This window comes from Hymenobacter persicinus (assembly GCF_004167665.1).
Classification (GTDB): domain Bacteria; phylum Bacteroidota; class Bacteroidia; order Cytophagales; family Hymenobacteraceae; genus Hymenobacter; species Hymenobacter persicinus.
On record NZ_SEWE01000023.1, the window covers coordinates 38,571 to 59,919 of the forward strand.

Annotated in this window: 20 protein-coding genes; 7 read left to right on the plus strand and 13 right to left on the minus strand. The window is 62.5% G+C overall.

From position 1 onward, the window contains the following. Nucleotides 1-37 precede the first annotated feature (37 nt). The 7 genes from EWM57_RS12155 to EWM57_RS12185 all read left to right on the plus strand — a co-directional run bounded on the left by EWM57_RS12155 (nucleotide 38) and on the right by EWM57_RS12185 (nucleotide 5,431). Nucleotides 38-565: a hypothetical protein gene (locus EWM57_RS12155; protein ID WP_129921423.1), complete on the plus strand. Its 528-nt coding sequence runs from the start codon at nucleotides 38-40 to the stop codon at nucleotides 563-565. Nucleotides 566-725: 160 nt separating this feature from the next. Next, the gene (locus EWM57_RS12160) at nucleotides 726-1,580 is read left to right on the plus strand and encodes an alpha/beta hydrolase (RefSeq protein ID WP_129921424.1); all 855 of its coding nucleotides are present in this window, start codon (nucleotides 726-728) and stop codon (nucleotides 1,578-1,580) included. A gap of 145 nt (nucleotides 1,581-1,725) precedes the next feature. Beyond that, entirely contained in the window at nucleotides 1,726-2,670 is a 945-nt protein-coding gene (locus EWM57_RS12165) for a cation diffusion facilitator family transporter (RefSeq protein ID WP_129921425.1), read from the plus strand. 61 nt (nucleotides 2,671-2,731) lie between these two features. Beyond that, on the plus strand, nucleotides 2,732-3,982 hold the full coding sequence (locus EWM57_RS12170; RefSeq protein WP_129921426.1) for an MFS transporter: 1,251 nt from the start codon (nucleotides 2,732-2,734) through the stop codon (nucleotides 3,980-3,982). A 66-nt stretch (nucleotides 3,983-4,048) separates the two neighbouring features. Next, complete coding sequence (locus EWM57_RS12175) at nucleotides 4,049-4,441, plus strand: hypothetical protein (RefSeq protein WP_129921427.1); 393 nt, start codon at nucleotides 4,049-4,051, stop codon at nucleotides 4,439-4,441. Nucleotides 4,442-4,538: 97 nt separating this feature from the next. Then, on the plus strand, nucleotides 4,539-4,988 hold the full coding sequence (locus EWM57_RS12180; protein WP_129921428.1) for a DUF6526 family protein: 450 nt from the start codon (nucleotides 4,539-4,541) through the stop codon (nucleotides 4,986-4,988). A gap of 140 nt (nucleotides 4,989-5,128) precedes the next feature. Continuing rightward, nucleotides 5,129-5,431 carry a DUF4286 family protein gene (locus EWM57_RS12185; RefSeq protein WP_129921429.1) on the plus strand — a complete coding sequence of 101 codons (303 nt, stop codon included), beginning with the start codon at nucleotides 5,129-5,131 and terminating at the stop codon, nucleotides 5,429-5,431. 97 nt (nucleotides 5,432-5,528) lie between these two features. On the opposite strand, the gene EWM57_RS12190 is transcribed toward EWM57_RS12185, so the two are convergent. From EWM57_RS12190 to EWM57_RS21415, 13 genes are all read right to left on the minus strand, one after another. Further along, a complete protein-coding gene (locus EWM57_RS12190; protein WP_165370502.1) occupies nucleotides 5,529-6,044 on the minus strand; it encodes a GNAT family N-acetyltransferase in 516 nt (171 codons plus the stop codon). Between the two features lie 118 nt (nucleotides 6,045-6,162). Beyond that, nucleotides 6,163-6,393: a hypothetical protein gene (locus tag EWM57_RS12195; RefSeq protein WP_129921430.1), complete on the minus strand. Its 231-nt coding sequence runs from the start codon at nucleotides 6,391-6,393 to the stop codon at nucleotides 6,163-6,165. Nucleotides 6,394-6,472: 79 nt separating this feature from the next. Beyond that, nucleotides 6,473-8,698 carry a prolyl oligopeptidase family serine peptidase gene (locus EWM57_RS12200; protein ID WP_129921431.1) on the minus strand — a complete coding sequence of 742 codons (2,226 nt, stop codon included), beginning with the start codon at nucleotides 8,696-8,698 and terminating at the stop codon, nucleotides 6,473-6,475. Nucleotides 8,699-9,056: 358 nt separating this feature from the next. Next, complete coding sequence (locus EWM57_RS12205; protein WP_129921432.1) at nucleotides 9,057-9,737, minus strand: hypothetical protein; 681 nt, start codon at nucleotides 9,735-9,737, stop codon at nucleotides 9,057-9,059. 26 nt (nucleotides 9,738-9,763) lie between these two features. After that, complete coding sequence (locus EWM57_RS12210) at nucleotides 9,764-10,246, minus strand: hypothetical protein (protein WP_129921433.1); 483 nt, start codon at nucleotides 10,244-10,246, stop codon at nucleotides 9,764-9,766. A gap of 57 nt (nucleotides 10,247-10,303) precedes the next feature. Next, on the minus strand, nucleotides 10,304-11,761 hold the full coding sequence (locus EWM57_RS12215) for a hypothetical protein (protein WP_129921434.1): 1,458 nt from the start codon (nucleotides 11,759-11,761) through the stop codon (nucleotides 10,304-10,306). 196 nt (nucleotides 11,762-11,957) lie between these two features. Then, a complete protein-coding gene (locus tag EWM57_RS12220) occupies nucleotides 11,958-12,254 on the minus strand; it encodes a hypothetical protein (protein ID WP_129921435.1) in 297 nt (98 codons plus the stop codon). Nucleotides 12,255-12,314: 60 nt separating this feature from the next. Continuing rightward, on the minus strand, nucleotides 12,315-13,865 hold the full coding sequence (locus EWM57_RS12225; RefSeq protein ID WP_129921436.1) for a DUF6683 family protein: 1,551 nt from the start codon (nucleotides 13,863-13,865) through the stop codon (nucleotides 12,315-12,317). A gap of 26 nt (nucleotides 13,866-13,891) precedes the next feature. After that, on the minus strand, nucleotides 13,892-14,278 hold the full coding sequence (locus tag EWM57_RS12230; protein ID WP_129921437.1) for a hypothetical protein: 387 nt from the start codon (nucleotides 14,276-14,278) through the stop codon (nucleotides 13,892-13,894). Between the two features lie 32 nt (nucleotides 14,279-14,310). Continuing rightward, on the minus strand, nucleotides 14,311-17,781 hold the full coding sequence (locus EWM57_RS12235; RefSeq protein WP_129921438.1) for a hypothetical protein: 3,471 nt from the start codon (nucleotides 17,779-17,781) through the stop codon (nucleotides 14,311-14,313). 60 nt (nucleotides 17,782-17,841) lie between these two features. Beyond that, nucleotides 17,842-19,290, minus strand: a complete 1,449-nt coding sequence (locus EWM57_RS12240; protein ID WP_129921439.1) for an FtsZ/tubulin family protein — start codon at nucleotides 19,288-19,290, stop codon at nucleotides 17,842-17,844. Between the two features lie 138 nt (nucleotides 19,291-19,428). After that, the gene (locus EWM57_RS12245) at nucleotides 19,429-19,821 is read right to left on the minus strand and encodes a hypothetical protein (RefSeq protein WP_129921440.1); all 393 of its coding nucleotides are present in this window, start codon (nucleotides 19,819-19,821) and stop codon (nucleotides 19,429-19,431) included. Between the two features lie 82 nt (nucleotides 19,822-19,903). Continuing rightward, a complete protein-coding gene (locus EWM57_RS21415; protein WP_207218308.1) occupies nucleotides 19,904-21,280 on the minus strand; it encodes a hypothetical protein in 1,377 nt (458 codons plus the stop codon). Nucleotides 21,281-21,349 lie beyond the last annotated feature (69 nt).

Sequence of the window (21,349 nt, forward strand, 5' to 3'; positions counted from 1 at the left end):
GTGATTTCCAACATCATAAAGCACAACCAGCTTGAGTATGCAAAACGTTGCGGCAAACATGGGCCTGCTGCCCCGGCTCCGGGCTTGGTTTGGGCTGAGCCAGACTGGTCTGGGCCAGTGCCTGGGGCTGAGTAAGATGATGGTGTCGCAGGTGGAACGCGGGGTGCGGGGACTGCCGGGGCGGGCCGCTATGCCCCAGGCGGCCCTCACGCTGGCCCTGCATTCCACCGCTACCGACCCCAGTCCGGAGCCGCTGGACGCCCAAGCGGTGCTTCAGCGTCAGCAGGCTTGCCAGCAGCGGGCCAACCAGCTGGCTTTTGAGTTGAGCGGAATGCTGGAGCGGGCTACTTGGGCCCGGCGGCGGCTGGCGGCCTTGCCCACCCTGCTGGCGGCCCTAGCGCCGCCGGGTACTGCCGCACCAGCTTGGCTGGCCACCTTCGAAGCCGACGCCCGGCAGGAGCTGGCGCGCAGCGGCACCACGGCTCAGGCCCTGCTGCGCCTGCGGCTGGCGGCTCTCACGGCCGAGGTAGCCGAGGCCGAGCAGCTACTGGCGCCAACCAAGTAAGCCCATCTACTGTGGGTGTGACACGCCTGCCGTGTGGCCTGGCCACCTACTGCGACGACAGGACCGAACGGAATGGTAAAACGCTCGTACTTTGGCGCCCATCTATTCCCTTACTTCCGGGCCCACCCACGGCCAGCCGGGCCGTCATTTCCCCCATCCCATGTTCCGACTCTCCTTTCTCTGGTTCGCGCTGCTGTTCGGGTTTGCTTCCGCTGCAAACGCTCAAAACGCCGTTAAAAGCCCCGCAGCCGCCCCTCTGGTTATCGGCCAGACGTTTACCCTGAACTCCAAAGTGATGGGGGAAATGCGCCGGATCAACGTGTATCTGCCGGCGGCCTACCAGGACTCGGCCACGCTGCGGCTGCCGGTACTTTATATGCCGGACGGGGGCCTCAAGGAGGATTTTCTCCACGTGGCCGGGCTGGTACAGGTGCTGACCGGCAACGAAGGCATGCGGCCCTTTATCCTGGTGGGCATTGAAAATACCCAGCGCCGACGCGACATGACGGGCCCCACCACCAACGCCGAGGACAAGAAGATTGCGCCTAAAGTGGGCGGCTCGGCCACGTTCCGGCAGTTTATCCGCACGGAGCTGATGCCAGAAATAACCCGGCGCTACCGCACCACGTCCGAAAAAGCCATTGTGGGCGAGTCGTTGGCAGGGCTGTTTGTCTTGGAAACAATGGTTCTGGAGCCTGCCCTGTTCGACACCTACGTGGCCATTGACCCTAGTATCTGGTGGAACAACGAGCAGCTCGTAAATCAGGCTGGTAGCCTCCAGCTTAAGGAAGACGGCGCGCCCAAAACGCTGTACGTGGCCACCAGCAGCGATGCGCAGGGTCCCGCCGCCCAGCGCCTCGACCAAACTATGCGAGCCAAGGCCGGCCGCGCCCTGAAGTGGTACTACGCGCCCATGCCTCAGGAAACCCACGCCACCATCTATCATCCGGCGGCCCTGCAGGCCTTTCGCACCGTGTTTAAGCCCCAGCCGGTAGCGAAGCCGACCAGCCACTAAAAGCATCACCGGCCGAGTTGAACCCCAAGGCTGAGTTCGGAGTAAGGAGCAGAGCTCGTTGCCGCTACGTTGCTGCCCGGCACCCAGTAGTGAACGAGCCGGCGCTGTGCCGCAGTTTTACCTGTCCCCGCTTTCTGCTCTTCCCATGGCCCACGACCACCACGGATCCGACCACGCCGGTCATCACCACGGCCCCCCGCCTGACGGCAACTTCAGCAAGGCCTTTGGCTGGGGCATTGCCCTGAACCTGCTGTTTGTGGCCCTGGAAGCCGCGGGCGGGCTGTGGGCCAATTCCTCGGCCCTGCTTTCCGACGCGGGTCATAACCTGAGCGACGTGCTGAGCCTGGCCCTGGCCTGGGGCGCGGCGCTGCTGGCCAAGCGGCGCTCCTCAGCCCGCTACACCTACGGCTACAAGGGCATTACGATTCAGGCGGCACTGCTGAATGCGGCGCTGCTCTACGCGGCGCTGGGCGGTATTCTGTGGGAAACCATCAGCCACCTGCGCCACCCCGAGCCGGTGAACGGCAAGCTGGTGATGCTGTTGGCCGGCCTGGGCATTGTAGTCAACGGCTTCACGGCCTGGCTGTTCAGCAGCGGGCAAAAGGGCGACGTAAACGTGCGCGGGGCTTACCTGCACATGCTCACTGATGCGCTGGTATCGGTGGGCGTGGTTATCGGCGGGGGGCTGGTGCTCTGGACCGGCTGGCTCTGGCTAGACCCGGTTATCAGCCTGGGCATTCTGGGCATTGTGGCCTACGGCTCCTGGGGATTAATGCGCGAAACCGTGCAGCTGAGCATGCAGGCCGTACCCGCGGGCATTGACCTGGAAAAAGTGCGGGAGTTTCTACTGGCCCGGCCCGGCGTGACCGACGTGCACGACCTGCACGTGTGGCCGTTGAGCACCCAGGAAACGGCCCTCACGGTGCACTTGGTGCGCCCCAGCGGCAGCGGTCCGGCTAATACTTTTTTGCAGGAGCTACACCACGCCCTCCAGCACGAGTTCAACATCGGGCACAGCACCGTCCAGATTGAGCAGGACTCGCCCCTAGCCGGGCCCCACGGCTGCTGCGACGAGGAGGACGCGGCCTGAACCCAACATCAGCGAAATCTGACTAATATGCGGCTTCTATCCGCCCGTTTCGCTTCGCTGCATGCCCACGCCCACCCTGCCGGAAACTCCCGTCAAAACCGCCTCCCTGTTCAGCGCCATCGTCATTGTGGCCTCGCTGGGCTACTTCGTCGACATCTACGATTTGATCCTGTTCAGCATCGTGCGGGTGAAAAGCCTGAACGAGCTGGGCATCACGGCCGCGGCCGAAGTCACCGACCAAGGCCTGTTTCTGATCAACATGCAAATGGGCGGCATGCTGCTCGGCGGCATTCTGTGGGGCATCCTGGGCGACAAGCGCGGCCGGCTGTCGGTACTCTTCGGCTCGATTCTGCTGTATTCGGTGGCCAACCTCGCCAACGGCTTCGTGCAAACCATCGACCAGTACGCCTGGCTGCGCCTGATTGCCGGCGTGGGGCTGGCCGGGGAGCTGGGCGCGGGCATCACGCTGGTGTCCGAAACGCTGCCCAAGGAAAAGCGCGGCTACGGCACCATGATTGTGGCCACCGTGGGCGTTTCGGGCGCCATGCTGGCCTACTGGGTGGGGGAGGCCCTGGGCTGGCGCAATGCCTACTTCGTGGGCGGCGGCCTAGGCCTGGCGCTGCTGGCCTTGCGGGTGGGCGTGTACGAGTCGGGCATGTTTGAGCAAACCAAGCAGACCGACGCGCCCCGCGGGCAGTTTCTGAGCCTCTTTACCAACGGCCCCCGCCTGGCCCGCTACCTCAAGTGCCTGCTCATCGGCGTGCCGCTGTGGTTCGTGGTCGGCATCCTGATTACGCTGGCCCCGGAGTTTGGCCGGGAGCTGGGCGTGACGGGCGCCGTGACGGCCGGCCTGGCCGTGTTCTGGTGCTACTTCGGCCTCGTCTTCGGCGACTTTGCCAGCGGCACGCTCAGCCAGTTGCTGCGCAGCCGCAACCGCGCCCTGCAGCTTTTCCTGGGGCTGTGCGGCGTGATGGTGGCAGCTTACCTCTTCGGCACCCGCGGCGTGTCGCCTACCGTCTTCTACGCCGTGTGCTTTCTGCTGGGCCTGTCGGTGGGCTTTTGGGCGCTGTTTGTGACCGTGGCCGCCGAGCAGTTTGGGACCAACCTGCGGGCCACGGTGGCTACCACGGCGCCCAACTTCGCCCGGGGCTCGGTGGTGCTACTCGTGCCGCTGTTCAAGGGCCTGACCGGGCCGCTGGGCTTTATCGGCAGCGCCATCACCATTGGCCTGGTCTCGTTGCTGGTAGCCTTCTGGGCCGTGAGCAGCCTGCCCGAGAGCTACGGCAAAGACCTCGACTACGTGGAAGAATAAGCCGGCTGGTTCCCAACCATGCGGGGCCCGCGCCGTTACAGACGCAGCCGTACCATCGGCCCTGCCATGAAAAAGATTCTTGCCCTATTTGCCTTCGTTACCCTGCTGACCGGTGCTGCCCAGGCCCAGACTACGACCCCAACTCCGGCGCCCACCATGTCGACTACGCCCGAGCAGCCCGCGCTGACGCCCGCCATGCAGGAGCAGCGCGCCGCCGAGGCCCGCACCACCTACGACGCCCAGAAGCAGCAGGCCAACGCCAGCGCCCAAGCCTCCCGCGACACCCGCAGTGCCATGCAGGAAAGCAAGCAGCAGCTGCGCGAACAGAAAAGCCAGATGCGCGCCCAAAGTGCCCAGCTCAAGGAGCAGCGCCGGACGGAAAAAGATGCCCGGGCCAAAGAAAAGGCCGCCCGTACCCAGATGAAGGAAGAAAAGAAGCGGGCCAAAGAAATGAAGTAAGCCGCCCGCCGGTCCGTCAGTTCCGAAAACTCCGGCTTCGGCCGGAGTTTTTTGTTACCTAAGCATTCCTCTCTTCTACCCTTCTTTTCCCCGCCCTATGGCTGACCGTCCGACCAAGAACAAGCCCATGTACTACCCCTGGCACCATTTCGTGCTGCTGCCCGCCGCCCTGGTGCTGGCCGGCTACGGCATCCGCCGCTATATCGGCGTAGCGGGCCAGGACGACGAAATTGCCCGGCTTTGGTTTACGGTCATGGCCCTGGCCGTGGTGGGCCTGGGCGTGCTCATCATGCTGCGCCAGCACTACGCCCTGAGCTTGCAGGACCGCCTGATCCGGCTGGAGGTGCGCCAGCGTTACTTCGAGCTGAGCGGGCAGCGCCTGCAGCCGCTGGAAAGCCAGCTCAGCATGGCCCAGATTCTGTCGTTGCGCTTCGCCGGCGACGCCGAGCTGCCCGCGCTGGTGCAGGCGGCCATCACCGAAAAACTCAGCCCCCAGGACATCCAGGCCCGGATTCAGGACTTCCAGTTCGACTACCTGCGGGTGTGAGCCGGGCACTAAAGTTTCCGGCGTGGATTTTTCCGCCGACTTTTGTGTTGAAGTAAGCTCCCGGCACAGGGCCGGGCGGTGCAGTTCTTCCATTCCTCACGTTCAGCTCTCCCGTCACCGGGCGGCAGGCGCCCCTGCTTATGATTCTCTACAACGTTACCACCAGCCTCGACCCGGAAATTGCCGAAGAGTGGGTTACCTACATGCGCGACATCCACATGCCGGAAGTAATGGCCACGGGCTTTTTCCTCAAAAGCCAGCTTTGCCGCCTGCTCAACGAAGAAGACAACGGCATCACCTACGCCTCCCAGTACTACTGCGTGAGCCTGGAGCAGCTCGAAGAATACCAGCTGGTGGCCGCCCCGGCTTTGATTCAGGAAATCGAAAAGCACTTCGGCGGCCGCTACGCCTCCTTCCGCACCATGCTGGAAGTGGTAGACTAGCTTCGCGCCGACGGACCACAAAAAAGGGCTGCTTCGTTCGGGGCAGCCCTTTTCGATTCTTTTGACTTCGGCAACCACCGGCGGCGAAACCGGTGGGTTAGGCGTTATGCCCCACGGCTGCTTCCACGGCCGGGTCGCAGGCGTACGCCTGAAGCTGGTCAGCCGTCATATTGCCATTGAACCACTCCGGGTCGAGGTTGGCGCCGATGCGCTTGTAGAAGCCAATGGCGGGCTCGTTCCACTCCAGCACCTGCCACTTCAGGCGGTAGGCATGAGTGCGGCGCGCCTCGGCTACCACCGCATCGAACAGCTTCCGGCCGATGCCGGTGCCGCGGGCGGCTTCGGTTACCACGAGGTCTTCGAGGTAGAGCATGCGGCCCTTCCAGGTGGAATAGGCGGTGTAAAACAAGGCAATGCCCAGAATGCCCTGCGTCGGGGTTTCGGCCACGAAGAACCCAAAAATCGGCTCCGGCCCAAACCCGTCGCGCTGCATGTCGGCCAGGGTATTGGTTACTTCGTCGGGGGCGCGCTCATACACGGCCAGCTCCACGATAAGCGCGTGTACGCGGGGCAAATCGGCTTCGGTGCCGCGGCGGATGGTGATAGTAGACATAGAAAAAAAGGGGAAGCGCCGCCTGCTCGGCCGGTACGAAAAAAACCAACGCAGCAACGCCCACCTGCGCGGGCGCAAATGGGCGTTGAAAAAATACTCCGGGGCCCGGAGGCCGGAATTACATCTGCGGCTGCATCTTTTTGATGTCCTGCGTGGCGTTAACCGCGTTGATTTCGCGGGTCGCGGGATTTTCCGGGGCCACTTTGCCGCCCGTCGTGTCGGGCGCGGCGGGAATCTCGGGCAGGGGCTTGGTAGCTACGTCCTCGTCGGTTTTGTAGTCCGGGTTGTGGCACGAGGTAACGGTGAGGGAAGCAGCGGCCAGCAGACCGAGCAGGAGCTTTTTATTCATGGGTAAGCCGAAATAAGACAGTCGTTTGGGACTTTGGGGCCGCAAGATACGAAGCGGGCCGCGAAACCCGCCTACGCAATTAGCGCCCCGTCGGATACGGGTTGACGCCCATATTCTGGAAAGCAAACGCCCAGATGTCGGTCCACTCCTGAATCTGCAGGGCCGTACTCTTGCCCGCCCCGTGCCCGGCATTCACGTCGACGCGGATCAGCTGGGGGTTGGGGCCCGCGTTGGCTTCCTGCAGGGTGGCGGCAAACTTAAACGAGTGCGCGGGCACCACCCGGTCGTCGTGGTCGGCGGTGGTAATCATGGTGGCCGGGTACTCGGTGCCGGTCTTCAGGTTGTGCAGGGGCGAGAACTTGTAGAGGTTCTGGAACTGCTGGTAGTTGTCGGAAGTGCCGTACTCGGGAGCCCAGTTCCAGCCGATGGTAAACTTCTGGTAGCGCAGCATGTCCATCACGCCCACGGCCGGGAAAGCCACGTGAGCCAGGTCGGGGCGCTGGGTCATGGTGGCGCCCACGAGCAGGCCGCCGTTGGAGCCGCCGGCAATGGCCAGGTGGCGGGCATCGGTGTAGCTCTGGATTTTGAGGTACTCGGCGGCGGCAATGAAGTCGTCGAACACGTTCTGCTTGTTGGGCGTCATGCCGGCCTGGTGCCAGGCTTCGCCGTACTCCCCGCCCCCACGCAAGTTCGGAATGGCCAGGATGCCACCGTTTTCGAGCCACAGCATCCGCACCACCGAGAAGCTCGGCGTCAGGGAGATATTGAAGCCGCCGTAGGCGTAGAGGTAGGTCGGGTTCTGGCCGTTGAGCTTCACGCCTTTCTTGTGGGTGATGAACATCGGAATCTTGGTGCCGTCCTTGCTGGCGTAGAACACCTGGGTGGTCACGTAGTCGGCGGGGTTCACGTCGACCTGCGGGGCGCGCAGCACGGTGCTTTGCTTCGTGGCGAAGTCGTAGCGGTAGATGGTGGTGGGGTAGGTAAACGAGGTGAAGGCGTAGTACACGCTCTTCGCGTCGCGGCGGCCGCCGAAGCCCGCGGCCGTGCCGAGGGCGGGCAGCTCCACGTCGTTCTGAAACTTGCCGGTTTCGCTGTACACCTTCACCTGGCTGCTGGCATCCTTGAGGTAGGTCACGATGAGGTGGCCGCCGGCGTGCTCGATGCTTTCGAGCTTGTTCTCGCTCTGCGGAATCACCTCTTTCCAGGCCGTTTCCTGGGGCTTTTTGGGGTCAATCAGCACCACGCGGTAGCGCGGGGCCTTATAGTTGGTGAGCACCAGCAGCTGCCCGCCCACGTTGCCGACCACCGAGTTGTTGTACTCGTAGCTGCCCATCAGGGTCGTAAACTTGGTGGCCTGCTTGGGGTCGGTGAGGTCGCGCACGGCCACCCGGTTGCCGTCGGCCTTGCCGTCGGTGGTGTAGAGCACCAAGAACCGTTCGTCCTCGGTGGTGCCCACGGTGCGGAAGCCCAGGGCCATGCTCTTGTCTTCGTAGACCAGCTTATCGGCGCTCTGGGGCGTGCCCAGCTTGTGGTAATAGACCTTGTGAAACTCGTTTTTGCCCGAGAGCTGGTTCTGCCCCGCCTTGGGGGCGTCGTAGCGGCTGTAGTAGAAGCCGTCCTTGGCCCAGGCCGCCCCCGACACCTTCACCCACTGCAGCTCATCGGTGAGCGTTTTGCGGGTTTGCAGGTCCATCACCTTGAGCTTCTGCCAGTCGGAGCCGCCCCCGCTGGTGGCGTAGGCCAGGTAGCGGTGGTCGTTGGAGAAGTAGGTGCCGGCCAGGGCCGTGGTACCGTCGGCGGAGAACTTGTTGGGGTCGAGCAGCACGTCGGGCTGGCCGTTGGCGCCGTTTTGCTGCACGTAGAGCACGGCCTGGTTTTGCAGACCGTCGTTTTTGGAGAAGTACATGTTCTCGCCTTCCACCTGCGGCACGCCGTAGCGCTCATAGTTCCAGAGCTTGGTGAGGCGGGCCTTGATTTGCTCCCGGAACGGAATCTTGTCGAGGTAGCCGAAAGTCACTTTGTTTTCGGCCGTCACCCAGGCCTTGGTTTCGGGCGAGTCGAGGTCTTCGAGCCAGCGGTAGGGGTCGGTGACGGACGTGCCGAAGTAGTCGTCGGTCTGGTTGGATTTGCGGGTTTTGGGGTATTCCACGGTCAGGCGGGGAGTTTCGGGCGCGGCGGTGCCGCTGCGGCGGTCGGCGGTGCCCGAAGTGGAGGTGGTTTGAAGCGCCGGTTCCTGGGTGGGTTGGGAGGAGCGGCAGGCAGCCAGCGCGGTCAGCGACAGCAGGGCGAGGGTGGTGGTACGCATAGCTCGGATACTGGTAAAACGAATGCTTCAGGCCCAAGGTAACGCCAAATACGCCGGGCAGGCCGATTTTATTTCCCCCGAAACAGGATTTCACCCCCAATGGTTGCCGGCCCGCAGGAGGATGAGTGGACCGCTGAAGTTAAGACTGTCATGCTTCGCTTCGCTCGGCATAACAGTATCTCTCTCCAACGACCGGCCCGGCATAGTGCAAAACCTTGCCTTAGCCGCTCCGTGCACTTCACCCGAGGGCAACCCGAAGCCAACCCGAAGGCAACCCGAACGGAATACGAAGGCACTGCGAAGCCATACTGAACCGACCTTCCCGGCAGGATGCTATTTCCTTGGAACGAATAAGGGGTTACCGGGCCGTGGCCATGCGCCCGATCTTGGGAATCACCTGAATCAGGAAGCGCTTGTTCTGGCCTTCGCGGGCGCCGGCATAGCGGCCGGTGCCAAAGAAGCCGCTGCCGCCGATAATGAGCTCAATGCCGCGGTCCTGGCTGAAGTCGAGGCCGTTCTGCTTCCAGAAGTTGAGAAGGTTCAGGGCCCGGCGGTAGCTGAGCTGGTAGGTGAGCTGCTCCTCGGCCCGGTTGCGGGGGTCGTTGCCGGCGTAGCGGGCGGCCATGCCCTCCACGATAACCAGGTAGCGCACGGGCTGCTCGGTGCGGATGGTCTTGAGCACGTCGCGCAGGGTGCGGCCGGCCTGGAGCAGGGCAGGCTTGTAGGCGTCCTGGATTTCGTCGCGGCCGGCCTTGAACTGCACCGGCACCAGCAGCTCGTGGCGCTCCAGCAACGGGTCGTACTTGAAGTAGCGGCCCTCCAGGCGCTTGAGGGAGTTGCGGATCTTGGTTATCTGCTCCAGCTCCTCGGCCTTGGCCTTCAGCTCCCCGTTGGCCTTTTTCAGGTCGTGTTCCCGGTCCTTAAACAGCTTGAAGCTGTAGACGAACAGCACCAGCATCACCACAAAGAGCGACGTCATCAGGTCCACGTAGCTGGGCCAGAAGAAGTCGTTGGAAGAGCGGTTTTGCGGGTCGTTCATGGGGAAGGAATTGCGGAAAGGAAACCTTAAAACGTGCTGGTATCAACCCGCCTTTTGTTCTGCTCAACCAACTGGGCAATTTTGGCCTGCAACTGGTTAAGCGAGGTTTCGGGCATACAAGTGCTGTCCGCTTTGCCTTTCCAGAAGGCTTTTACTAAGCTCTTATGCTGCGAGTAGCTTTTCATATTCTGCACATACCAAAGCTCATCATCTGCTTTGACTACAACCACCAGATTGCCCGCTGTATGGTCGGTAGCACCTTGCCCGAATCTGTACAATCCGGTACCGGAGCAAGCGGCTAAGGCAACAATTGTGGTATCCTCGGGGAAAACATGTCGGGACTTTGTGAGCCTTGGTTTTGCCAAAACCCTTTTGATTGCTTCCTCGGTGCTATAGCTCCGATATTCAAGCGGAATTTCAACTTTGCTGATGCTCTGCGCACTGACAGAATTGAACGCACTGATGCTTAGCAACAGGATGAATAAGAATGTGACGCGCAGGTGCACCATGTATATTGGATATTCTGATTGAACGTCATCCTGAGCTTGCGAAGGACCTTATGACAGTTACACCGGCTTTACCCCGCCAAACAGGCTGTCCATAAACCGCTGGAACCGGTTTTTGGCCGTGGCTTTCACCAGCACCGTGTTCAGGTTGGAAAGTTCGGACAGCAGCTTGGCCTGGATCTGGGAGTCCAGCTCGATTTTGCGCAGCAGCTCCCGCTGGGTGGCCGATACTTCGCGGCCGAGCACGTCCTGCTGGGCGTTGAGCTGCTGGAAGGGCTCCAGGTACTGGCGGATCCGGTCGAAGACGTTGTCCTTGTTGAGCTGCTGGAAGTGCTGGCTCCACTTCTCGTAGGCCTGCTGGGCGTCCCGCTCGTGGAAGCTCAGGCGCTGCTGCATCAAATCGGTGAGGCGGCCGGTGGCCTCGTCGAAGTACTGCTCGGTGCGGGCGGCCACGTTGCCCATTTCCTTCTGGTGGCGCTGGAAAAAGTCGAGCTGGGCCTGTACCAGGTTGTCGTGCTGGCCGATGTACTGGCCCACGTTGTTGATGCCCCGCTCGAATCCCACGAGGCGGTCGAGGATACTGCCCACGGCCCGAGCGGTGGCGGTGCCGTCTTCCAGCATCTGGTTGAGCCGCTGCTGGTAGCCGATAAACTGCTGGAACATTTCGGCCGACTGGCTCACTTTCTCGAACACGGCCACGTTGGCGTTGGCCATCTTATCGAAGCCGATTTCGTTGAGGCGCATGAGGAAGTCGCGCTGCACCTTCACGTTCTCGGTGAGCGTGCCGATGACGGGCTCGAAGATGGTGACCTTGCTGACGAAATCCTGGTTGAAGGCGTCGAGCACGGCCTTCAGGTTCGACAGGCTGCCGGCCATGTCGGAGTGCAGGATGGGCAGCAGGCGGGCCTGCAGGAAGGTGTAGTAGTTGTTCTGGGCCTGGTCGAGGCGCTGGTGGGCGGTGCGCACGAGGCCGTTGCCGAGCAAGGTGAGCAGCAACCCCACGAAGGAGCCCGTCATGGCGATGAGCACCCCGGTCAGGAAGGGCGTCAGGGCCGCATCGTCCGACACGCCGTTGCGGGCAATGCCGACCAGGCCCAGAATCACGCCCAGGAAGGTGCCGAGCAGCCCCAGGTAGAGCGGGGTGGCCACGTTAGCCTGCACCGCGTTTTCCATTACCTGGCTCTGGCGCTCGGAAATATCCTTGAGGATGCTGAAGTCGGCCGCGCCCTTGTTGTAGCGCAGGTAGCCGTTGGTGTCGGCCATGATTTCGCGGAAGCCGTCGGACACAGCGTCGGCCTTGATGATTTCCACCGGGAAAGAGCCTTCCGGGGCGTTGGCGGCGTAGTCGGGCAGATCCTCGCCGCTGGGCGTGACGAGGCGGCGCTCCACGCGCAGCGCATTTTTATCGGGGTAGAGCTGGCTCAGCTGCCGGGCCTGGGTGCGGGTGCGCAGAAACGTGCGAATCTGCAGGCCCACGACAATGGCCACCACGACGACTTCGAGAATTATTTCGAGCATGAAACTTCAAACGGGAACGAAGCACAAAGGTCAGCGCAAATACGCTGACCGAAGTGGGAAGATGCAAAAAAGGCGGCGGCTCGTACCGGAATGAGGTAGAAACGCCTATTTGCGGCTCGTCGGCCGCGCCGTTTGGATGGTGGCTGTTCAACGAGCAGACGCAAGCAGGCGTCTCTACACCGTTCGGTCAACTTGGTTACTTCAGCGGCTCCAGCGCGAAACCCTGGTCGGTTTTCACCACGCGGAACCGGCGGTTGGCGCACTGCACGGTCGTCGTCTGCTCGTTGAGCGGCACGCGGCTGCGCGTCCACGAGCGGGTCCGGCCCAGGAAAGCCCCGCGCTTGTACGTAACCAGGAGCGTGTCACCCACCATTTCCTGCTTGGTAATCTGGGTCTGGATGGCCGAGCTGAGCGAGGATATCCGGGGTTGACCGTTGTCCTGCACGAGCATAAAAGCGGAGTCTTCCTGAGTAGGGCCCACTTTGGAAGACAAGCAGCCGGCCAACGGCAGCCCCAGTAGCAGCAGGCAATACCGGTTCATCGGGCCTGCCTCCTACTCAAAGTGAATGGCCGCCTTCTGCTCAATCTGCCAGGCGCCGTTGCTCTTGATGAGCGTGCCGTCCTTGTCGGTGACGATGCGGGAAACGGGGCCGTTGGGCTGCTGGTAGGCGCAAGCATCGCGCAGGGAGTATTGGGCGCTCTGGATGGCGTAGGCGTGCACCCCGGAGTTGGCCGTGACCCGGAACGTGGCCCGCTCGGGCACCCGGGGGTCGGGGGTTATTTCGTAGATGCTGTCGTGCTGGGGCTGCTCCTGCAGGTCATAGTCACTAAAGCCCCCGTTGACGGGCACCTTCACGTAGTAGCGCGACGGCGCCGGTGGCGTAGGCTGGGGGGTCGGTACTGCCGGAGCAGTGGCTTCGCTCCAGTTGGTACCGGGCAGCTGCACGGGCGGAATCAGGCTTTCGAATTCGTCGCGGGGGGTACTGGCTGGCGAGCCGGCGGGCTGCACCGGCGGCTGGGGCATAGCTTCCTGAAACGACTCGGGAGCCGCCACGGGCGCTGGTACCGACGCAGGAGCAGGCGGGGCGGCTACGGGCTGAGGCCGCGGCTGGGGCTGGGGCTGGGGCTGGGATGAGGGCGCCGCCGCAGCCGGAGCCGCTTGGCGGGGCGGAGTACTTTGCTGGGTGCCCTGGGGGCGCGGCTGGTTCTGCTTGCCCTGGTTCTGACCTTGCGGCTGCCCACTCCCCTGCTGGCGCTTGCCCAGCTCCTCGGCCACGCGCTGCTGCACCAGCTTCTCGATGTCGCGCTGCAGTTCCGGGGTCAGACCCTTGGCGGCAGCCACCGGGCGTGCCGGCATGCCATTGGCGGAGGCTTTCACCGATTCCAGCTCGTTGCGGTGACGGTCGGCACGGCTGCCCAGGTCGTTGATGCTACGGCGCAGCATGACGTAAAGAAACAAACTCAGCAACGACATAATCAGCGCCAGCGGGGCAAAGAACTTGCTCATCAGGCTCTCCCCGCCCGCGGCCCGCGGGGCCGCGCTGGCTATTTGCTGGCTACCCAGCCCGGTTTCGGCCGGACCGGCCACGGCTTCGTCGGTGGCGGTGGTGTCGATAACGTCGGTCTGGTCGTCAGAGGCCACGGCCGTGGCGACGTCGGTGGGCGGGGTGCCGTTTTCGACGTAGCCTTTCAGCTGGGCTTCCAGGGCCTGCACGCCCTGCATGCGGGCGGCGTCTTTGCGGCGGGCCGGGGAGGCTTTGAGCTTGTTGATGATTTCGGTAGCCAGCTTCTGCAGGCGCGACTTATCCGAGCCCAGCCCTTTGTACATCGTGCCGCGGGCCTCTAGGGGCTGGTAGAGCATGCTGTACACCTTCTGGCTGTCGGCCTTGATGCTGTTTTCAAACTCCTTCAGGCTGCCGCCGCAGCGCAGGGTGCTTTGCAGGTTGGGCCGGCCGGTGTCGCCGTACACGAACTTCATCGTGGCGCACCAGATCTGGGTTTTCTGCTCGTCGAGCGTGGGCTGGCCGAGCTGGGTTTGGGCGTGGGTGGCAGTCGAAGAAAACAGCCCGGCAAGCAGCAAGGCGCAGGAAAGGAAAATCCTCATGAAGGTGGGGTATTGAGGATGAGAAATTATTCTAACAGCAGAATCCAGCCTATTTTCGAGTCGTCAGGTGTTCCCGGGGCATCCCGCAGAAACTCCCATGATTCGCCTTGCAACGTCAATTGATACCGAGCTATTAACTCGTCACTAATTGACACTGTATTCGACAGCCAAGCAAACATGAGCCGGTCATAGGCCTCCAAAAGAGGAGTTTGCCCAACCAGTATTTTGAAGTGGTCCGGCAGATACAACAGATTCTTCTGCTGTATCAGATGCACCAAGTTGGCTTTATCCCGAAGCGAGATTCTGACTTCTCCCGTTTCATGCACAACATAGCCAGTGGATTCCAAATCGGGGAGATGCTCATCATATGGATAGCAACTGAATACCGAATTATTCGGCATCAGCTCTAACACGTCCACTATAAAAGCTTCTCCCCGATCCAGCATTACCCGTTCGTCATCAGCTCCCGGCTCAGGTTGTACAGGGCCTGCTTAAGCGGGTAGAAGAACAGCGTTTCGGGGAGGGTTTCGCCCTGGCCGAGGTTGCGGCCAATCTGGTGCAGGCCCAGGTTGAGGCTGTCCTCGATTTCGCGCAGCAGCATTTCCTTGATGCGGGTGCGGTCCACGTCCACGCCGACCTCGCGCATGAGCGGGGCCACGTCGTCGTTGTCGAGCACGATGTCCAGGAAACGTTTCGTGTTGTCGATGACGCTCTGCTTGAGGTCGGCATCCACCTGGGGCATTTTCAGGCGGGCCGTGTCGATGTCCTGGCCGGTCAGGGCGCCGTCCAGCTTCACGGTGCGGATCTGGTCGAAGTCGGCGGCGCTGGTGGCGCTTTCCTCGAACAGCACCCCGCCGTTGGTAGTGGCTTCTTTGGGGTTGTCGGCCAAGATGACGCGGAAGTTCTGGGGGGCTTCCTGGCCCGTGGCGGCCTTGAACACGGCTTTGCTGATCTTCTCAATGGCGGCCATGCTGGCGCCGCCGCTGAGCAGGCGCAGGTAGAGGCTGCCCTTACCCGAGAAGCACAGGTAGCGCGGGGGCTTGAGGCCCAGGTGCTGCACCAGCTGGGCCACGTGGTAGACGATGGCCGTGTAGTGCAGGTAAAACAGCACCCGCAGCTGCCGCCCCTTGCCCAGGCCGAGGCTCTGGGTGAAGCGCAGCGCGTCGTTGTACGTGAACAGCAGGCTGGTCACGTCGGCCGAGCCGAAGTCGGGGTTTTGCAGGGCGGCGCGCAGGTAGCCCTTGTACTCCTGGTTTTCCTCCGAGTCGGGCAGACTTTCCACGTACTGCACGCCGAGGCGGAGCAGGCCGTTCTGCTTGGGCGCGCCCTGCACGCGGGCGTAGCCGTCACCCCACAGGTCGTCGCCGGCGAAGCGGAAGGACGAGCTGAAGGCGGGCTTCTGGTCGGCGAAGATCAGCAGGTCGGTGGTGCCGCCGCCGATGTCGATGTTAATGACGTTTTCGTCGCGGTTGGGTACTACCTGGTTGGTAGCCGTGAGGTAGTAGTACGGCGCCACCGACTCCGAAATGCACTGGGTGGGGCGGCGGGCCCGGAAAATCTGCTGGAAAGCCTCGTCCCAGACCTGCTGGAACTGGTTGCGCAGGAACATATCAAAGCTCAGCGGGGCAAACCACACCACGCGGGTGTCTTCCAGGATGCCGCCCTGCATGGCCGCCTTGTGCTTCATCAGCAGCAGGATTTCCTTGAAGAAGGCCGCAATGCGGTTCACGCCCTGGGGGTCCAGTTCGGCGCTCCACTTCAGGTTGGTCACGAAGCGGTTCTGGGGCGGCTGCCCGGTTTCGGTGTTGATGCTGAAGCCGATGTTGATGTTGCTGAGCACCTTGCTGGGCTCGTTGGCGTAGGAGTTCGTCTCGCACACGGCGGTCCGGATTGGGAACTCATACACTGAGCCGGCCTCGCCGATGATGCTGGGCACAAATTCCCGGTTCTGAATCAGCGGAATGTCGAACAGCTGACCGGGGCCACGCATATAGCGCTGGTAGGCCGAGTAGCCGGTGTCAGGCAGCGGGGCGTTGAGCAGTTCCATCTGCAGGTCACTTTCCCCGATGGTGAACGGGCGCGGGTGGGCCGAGGGGCCATCAGCATACGCCACGTGGGTGTTGCTGGTGCCAAAGTCGACGGCGAAGGTGAAGCGGCGGGTACCGCGGTCCAGCTCCCGCCAGCGCGGCACGATCAGGCCCCGGGCCGGGGGCGCGCCGTGGAAAGCCGGCGGACAAGTCAGCTCGGCCAGGTCGAAGTGCGTCCCGGTGATTTCGTAGTAGGTGCTGCCGGCCGTGGACACGCTTTTCTGGGTGCGCTCAAACTTGGTGGCCCGCTTCGACGCGCCCTGGTCGGTGAGCCGCTCCCCGCCCACAAAGAACGTGAGGTCGTAGCGGCGCTGGAGCATGGTGGGCGAGTTGTCGGCGTCCACGAGCATGACCTTGTAGAAGTCGTTGTACTCGGGCTGGGCGCGCATCTTGTAGAACGGGAACACGCCCAGGCCGATGTTGGCCTTCACGATGCGGCCCTTCTCGGGAATCTCCCGGCCCTGGGCGTCCTTGGGGTTCTGCGGGTTCTGGTAGTAGCTCCGCTCGAAGGTGATGAAGCGGCCGCCCTGCACCGGAATCCGCAGCGCAATGCGCACGTGGTTCAGATCAATGGTGAAGGTGAGCAGCTCGGCCAGGTCGTGGTCGGAGAAGTACTCGAAGAAGGTCTGGCGCAGGGGCAGCAGGTATGGAAACCGCGCCCGGCCCTGGGTATCGGCCCCGTACTGGAACGTGACCTTGCCGGTGTGGAAGCGCTGGGCATTCAGCTCGTAGGGCAGCTCCACCAGGGCATCTTCCAGGAAGTCACCGACGGTCAGGTACGGGTACTTGAAGCCTTTGCCGGGCAGCACGCGGTTTTCCAGGGTCAGCTCGTCGGCGTAGGGCACCGGGGTGCGGTCGTCCCAGGGCTGGCCGTTGAGGTAGTTGGCGCCCTGCATGGTCAGGTTGGGGCGCAGCACCAGCGGGGTGGGTCGGCTCTGATTGGTTTGCCGCGTCGGCGCAATGAACAGGTCCGAGCTGGTCACGGCCGACTGGTCGGCGCGGCTGGGCAGGGGCACGTGCTTCACGCTGGCCAGGTTGCCCTGGAAGTCGGCAATGGCGGGGTAATTGGTGGCAAACTGCTGGGCCGTGTGGTCGCCCTGCATCTGCATCTGGTTGATACGGTTCCGGTCGAGGCCGGCAAACACGCTGCCGGCAAATTCCCGGCGCTGCAGCTGCGGGTAGGCCAGGAACAGCTCGTAGACAAACTCCCGGAACGCCGGGGACCGGTCTTCGAGCAGCACCACCTGGTTGTCGAAGTAGTGGCCGCGGGCCTGGGCGCGCTCCAGGTCCAGCTGGCGCACGGCCGGCGCGGTGAACAGCAAGGTCAAAGGCGAAGTACCGCCCAGCAGCTGGGGCCCGCCGGGCAGATTCGGCGACTCGTAGAACACGAGGTACATATCCGAGAAGTCGCGGAACCGGTCGTCCTGCAAAAACAGGCGCAGGGTTTCGCCCAGCAGGCGGGTACCTTCGTCGCCCTGCATCCGGCGCAGCTCGGCCTCCACGTTCCAGCGGCGCAGGGTAATTTTGCGGCCGGCCTGGGTGTAGAGGTTGTAGTTGTAGAGGATTTCGAACAGGTCCCAGAAGTGCGACACCAACTCGTGGTAGACCGAGCCGGGGTTGCGCTGCCCTTCCCGGGCCAGGAAGTCGAAGGCGGTTTCAAACAGGTGCATTCGCGCAAACGGCGTCGGGATGCTCACCGCCACGTTCTTGGCCCGCCCGCCCGTGGGGTCGGTGACGGTGTTGATTTCGGTGCTGGTGATGGGCGCAGTTTTCTGCCAGCCCTGCACCTGCTGGGAACCATTGTTGTGAAGACGAAGGACTTTGGGCATTGTCGGAAGTTTGCTTTGATAAGGAGAACGGGCCGTTTGGGGCCGAAGCCCGGCTCGTTCTTACACCACTTTCACCTTTTCCTCGAAGGCTTTGTCGGTTACCTGGTCGAACAGGGCGACGAGCTTGCGGAAGCTGTCGGGCTCGTGGATGGACTTGGCCGCGTCGTTGAGCTGGTTGAGGAAGTAGTTCTGGCTGAGGCCCTTGTTGAAGAAGTCGTTCCACTTCTTTTCCACCGGCTTGCCCGAAATCATGGCGTTGAAGTCGTCGGTGGTCAGGTCGAAGGGGCGGAAGCTGCGGCGGTTCTGGCTGAGCTCCTTGAGCCACTCGTCGACGCCGTACTCGGGGCTGTGCAGGAAGTTATTGAGCTCCTTGAAGATGGGCTCGTTGCGCAGGGCGTGGTCCAGGTTTAGGTTGTCGTGGTAGGGCGCCTTGTCGGTGGGCAGGTGCTGCTTGTGGTAGCGCGAGAAGTACAGCAGCTGGGTCAGGTGCTTGGCAATCAGCTCCCGGCTCTCGTCGGGCAGGTGGCTGAAGTTCAGGTCCTGGGTGTCGGTGCCGAGGCCGTACTCGTGGAAGTGGGGCGCGCCGTTGCGCAGCTCGGCGTCGGAGTACTGCATGAAGTCGACCACGCTCAGGGCGGCCAGTAGCTCGATGAGGTGGGCCTTGTTGCGCTGGGCGGTGCCGCCGGGCTGGTTTTCGTAGGGCGTGTCGGGCGTGTCGGCCAGGTAGTACAGCGCGTCGAGGCCCTGCAGGTTGTGCTCGTAGTAGCTGAGCGCGGCCTTGGTCTTGGTCAAAAAGGAGTTGGAGTCGATAACCGAGTTGTCTTCGCTCTGCAGGGCGAAGTAGGGCATCACCGTCACGGCGCCGGTGAGGGCATTGCGCAGGTAGCCGGCGTTGCTGAGACGGGTGTTGGGGTCTTTGAGGTTTTTGAGCAGCAGTGGGAAGCCCGCGGCCCCGGTCCCGCCGAAGATGCTGGAAATGAAGAACACCCGGTCGCCGGCCTGGAAGTTGTCGGCAAAAAACCGGATTTCCGGCGACTCCACCACTTTGTTCAGCACGATGCTGCCCACGTTGGGCGAACCGCGGAAACCAATGGTGAGCGGGCTTTCCAGGTTGTCCTGGGTGAAGAGCAGCTCCACGAGGCCCTTGGAATCCACCGACAACTGGTCGTAGCTCAGGTACTGGCGGAAGCTCTGGTTGATGCCGCCGAAGTCGAACACAAAGGTGTCTTTCACCCCGCCGTTGGTGTCGGCCGAGATGCTGCTCAGGGTGCTGACATCGGTCTGGAAGAAGCCGTCGTCACGGGGGCCCAGGTGCTGGTAGATCTGCTGGTAGCTTTTGAGCATGTCCACCGTGCGGTTCATGTCGCCGTTGTGAGCGTCGGGGTCGATGATGATGGGCACCACCCGGTCGCAGTTGGCGAGCTTCACGCCCGAGGCCAGCAGCATGGTTAGGGACCGAATGACGCGGGAGCCGGTGCCGCCAATGCCGAAAATGAACAGTTTAGCCATTGAATCGCAGATTTTGCTGAGTAAGCGCGGATTGCGCAGATTCGTGTAGAGACGCATACTTGCGTCTGGCGTTGAATAACGACTGCCCAGCAGTTGGGTCGTCCAACGATTGAGACGCAAGTATGCGTCTCTACATTCCTAAAAAGGAGTCGTGCTGGCGTTGGTCGAGCCGCGCTTGAGCAGGACGGAGAACAGGAAAAACCAGAACAGGCCCAGGATGGCGTTCCAGGTCGACATCCAGTAGACGTAGGAGTGCGAGGCCACTTCCTGGGAGCTGGTCTGCCAGAGGCCGATGAAGAAGGCCAGCAGCGCATTGATTACCAAAAAGATAACCCAGTGGCGCAGCTTATTAAAGGTAGCCACGCCCATGGCGCGGTTAATCAGGTAGTAGAAAATCAGCACCATGGCCAACGACAGGCCGATGGTGAGCAAACCCACGTTCGGGAAAATCACCTCCCGGTACACCGGAGTTTCCGACGGCGGCTGGGGCGTGCCAATGAGTTCGTAGAGGAAGCGGAAGAAACCTTTCATAGAGCGGAGAGTGGCGCAAACCAAGGTTTGCGAAGCGTGGAACGGGTTGGAAGAAAGGAAAGGGAACGAACGGGTGCTGCTTCTAGTCGGCGGGCTGGAGCGTGAGTGGAATGGTGAAAACCGGAGCTTTTTGCTCCCCGCCCGCCACGGCTTCAACTCCGTCGAGCAGGCTGCTCAGGGCAAAGGTCTTGGCCCCGGTCTGGTTGATGTTGCTGTCATTCTTGGTGGTCCACTGGCTTACCCAGGCCGGCCGCTGGTCCCGGAGCACGAGCTGCACGGGGCGGGCCCCCGCGCCGAGCTTGGTAACGCGCACTTTGACAAAATGCGTGTATTGATTTTCGGCCCCGCTGCTGTTTTTTGTCTGGTCGCTGGCTCCAAAGACGCTCACAATCTTGGCGTCAGTGTCCTGGGCCTGCAGTTGCAGGTTGGCTTTCAAGTAGTTCAGGTCGCGGTACAGGCCGGGCAGGGCCTGCAGATCGAGGCCCACCACAAACTCCACCGGCTCCTTCGCCGACACCTTGCTGATGGCCACCGTGTGATAAGAGGCCCCGGCCGTGCGCTTGCTGGCGTCCTTTTCCCCGTAGTACCAGGCGCCCACGTTTTGGAAGCGGCTGAGCAGGGAAGTCGGCGGCGCCGGGTATTTCACCCCGAAGTGGGCCTGCTGGGCGGGCTGCTTTTCGAGCTGGGCGGCATCGAAGCGGCGCACGGCGTCGGCGGGCCCAATCACCCAGAAGTAGTACGGAACAGCCGTGTCGCAGCAGCCCGTGATTTTCTTGGGGCCGCTTTTCAGGGCCGGATAATACGTGCCGCGGAAGTCGGAAGCGTAGCCGTACACCGATACGGCCAGGTCGGCGCGACGGGTGCGGTTCAGGGCATCGGTAATGTCGGTGCTGATATAGGGAATGGCCCCGGCATTCTTGGGCGAGTAAATGAAGTCCGAAATCAGCACGCTAACTGAGTTGGGCGCGTAGTAGCCGGTCACGAGCGTGTCGAGGACCGTGGGAATGTCGGTGCTGCTGGCGGGCTGCTGAATGCCGCCGCGCACGGTTTGGGAAAGCTGTTGGTAGGAATCCCGGTAAGGTTTTTCCTTGATGCGGAAATAGGTTTTGCGGGCTGCTGAGCTGCGGTTCACCTCCGACAGAAACTGCGCCACGTGCTGCTGAAAGCGGGTGTTGGCGGCATCGGCGCCGGTTTTGGGCATGAAGCCTTCCATCGAGCCCGACACTTCCAGAAACACGTTGACCTGGGCCAGCGGCCCAGTACCAGCTGGCGCGGCGGCGGCTTCCGCGGCCGGGGTTTCCGTGGGCGCTGCGGCGCCGGGAGTTTCTGCGGGCGGCACCGTTTCCGTCACGGCGGGCTCCGCAGCGCGATTTTCGCCCTTCATATCGGAGCGGGAGTAGCAGCCGGAAAGCAGCACGCCCAGGGCCAGGGCAGGCAGCAGCGGGAAAGAGCGGGTCAAATGCATTCGGACTAAGTGAGGTTCGTCGGCGGGCGTCGCCCCTTGCGTACTGCGGCCGGGGCCGGCAGG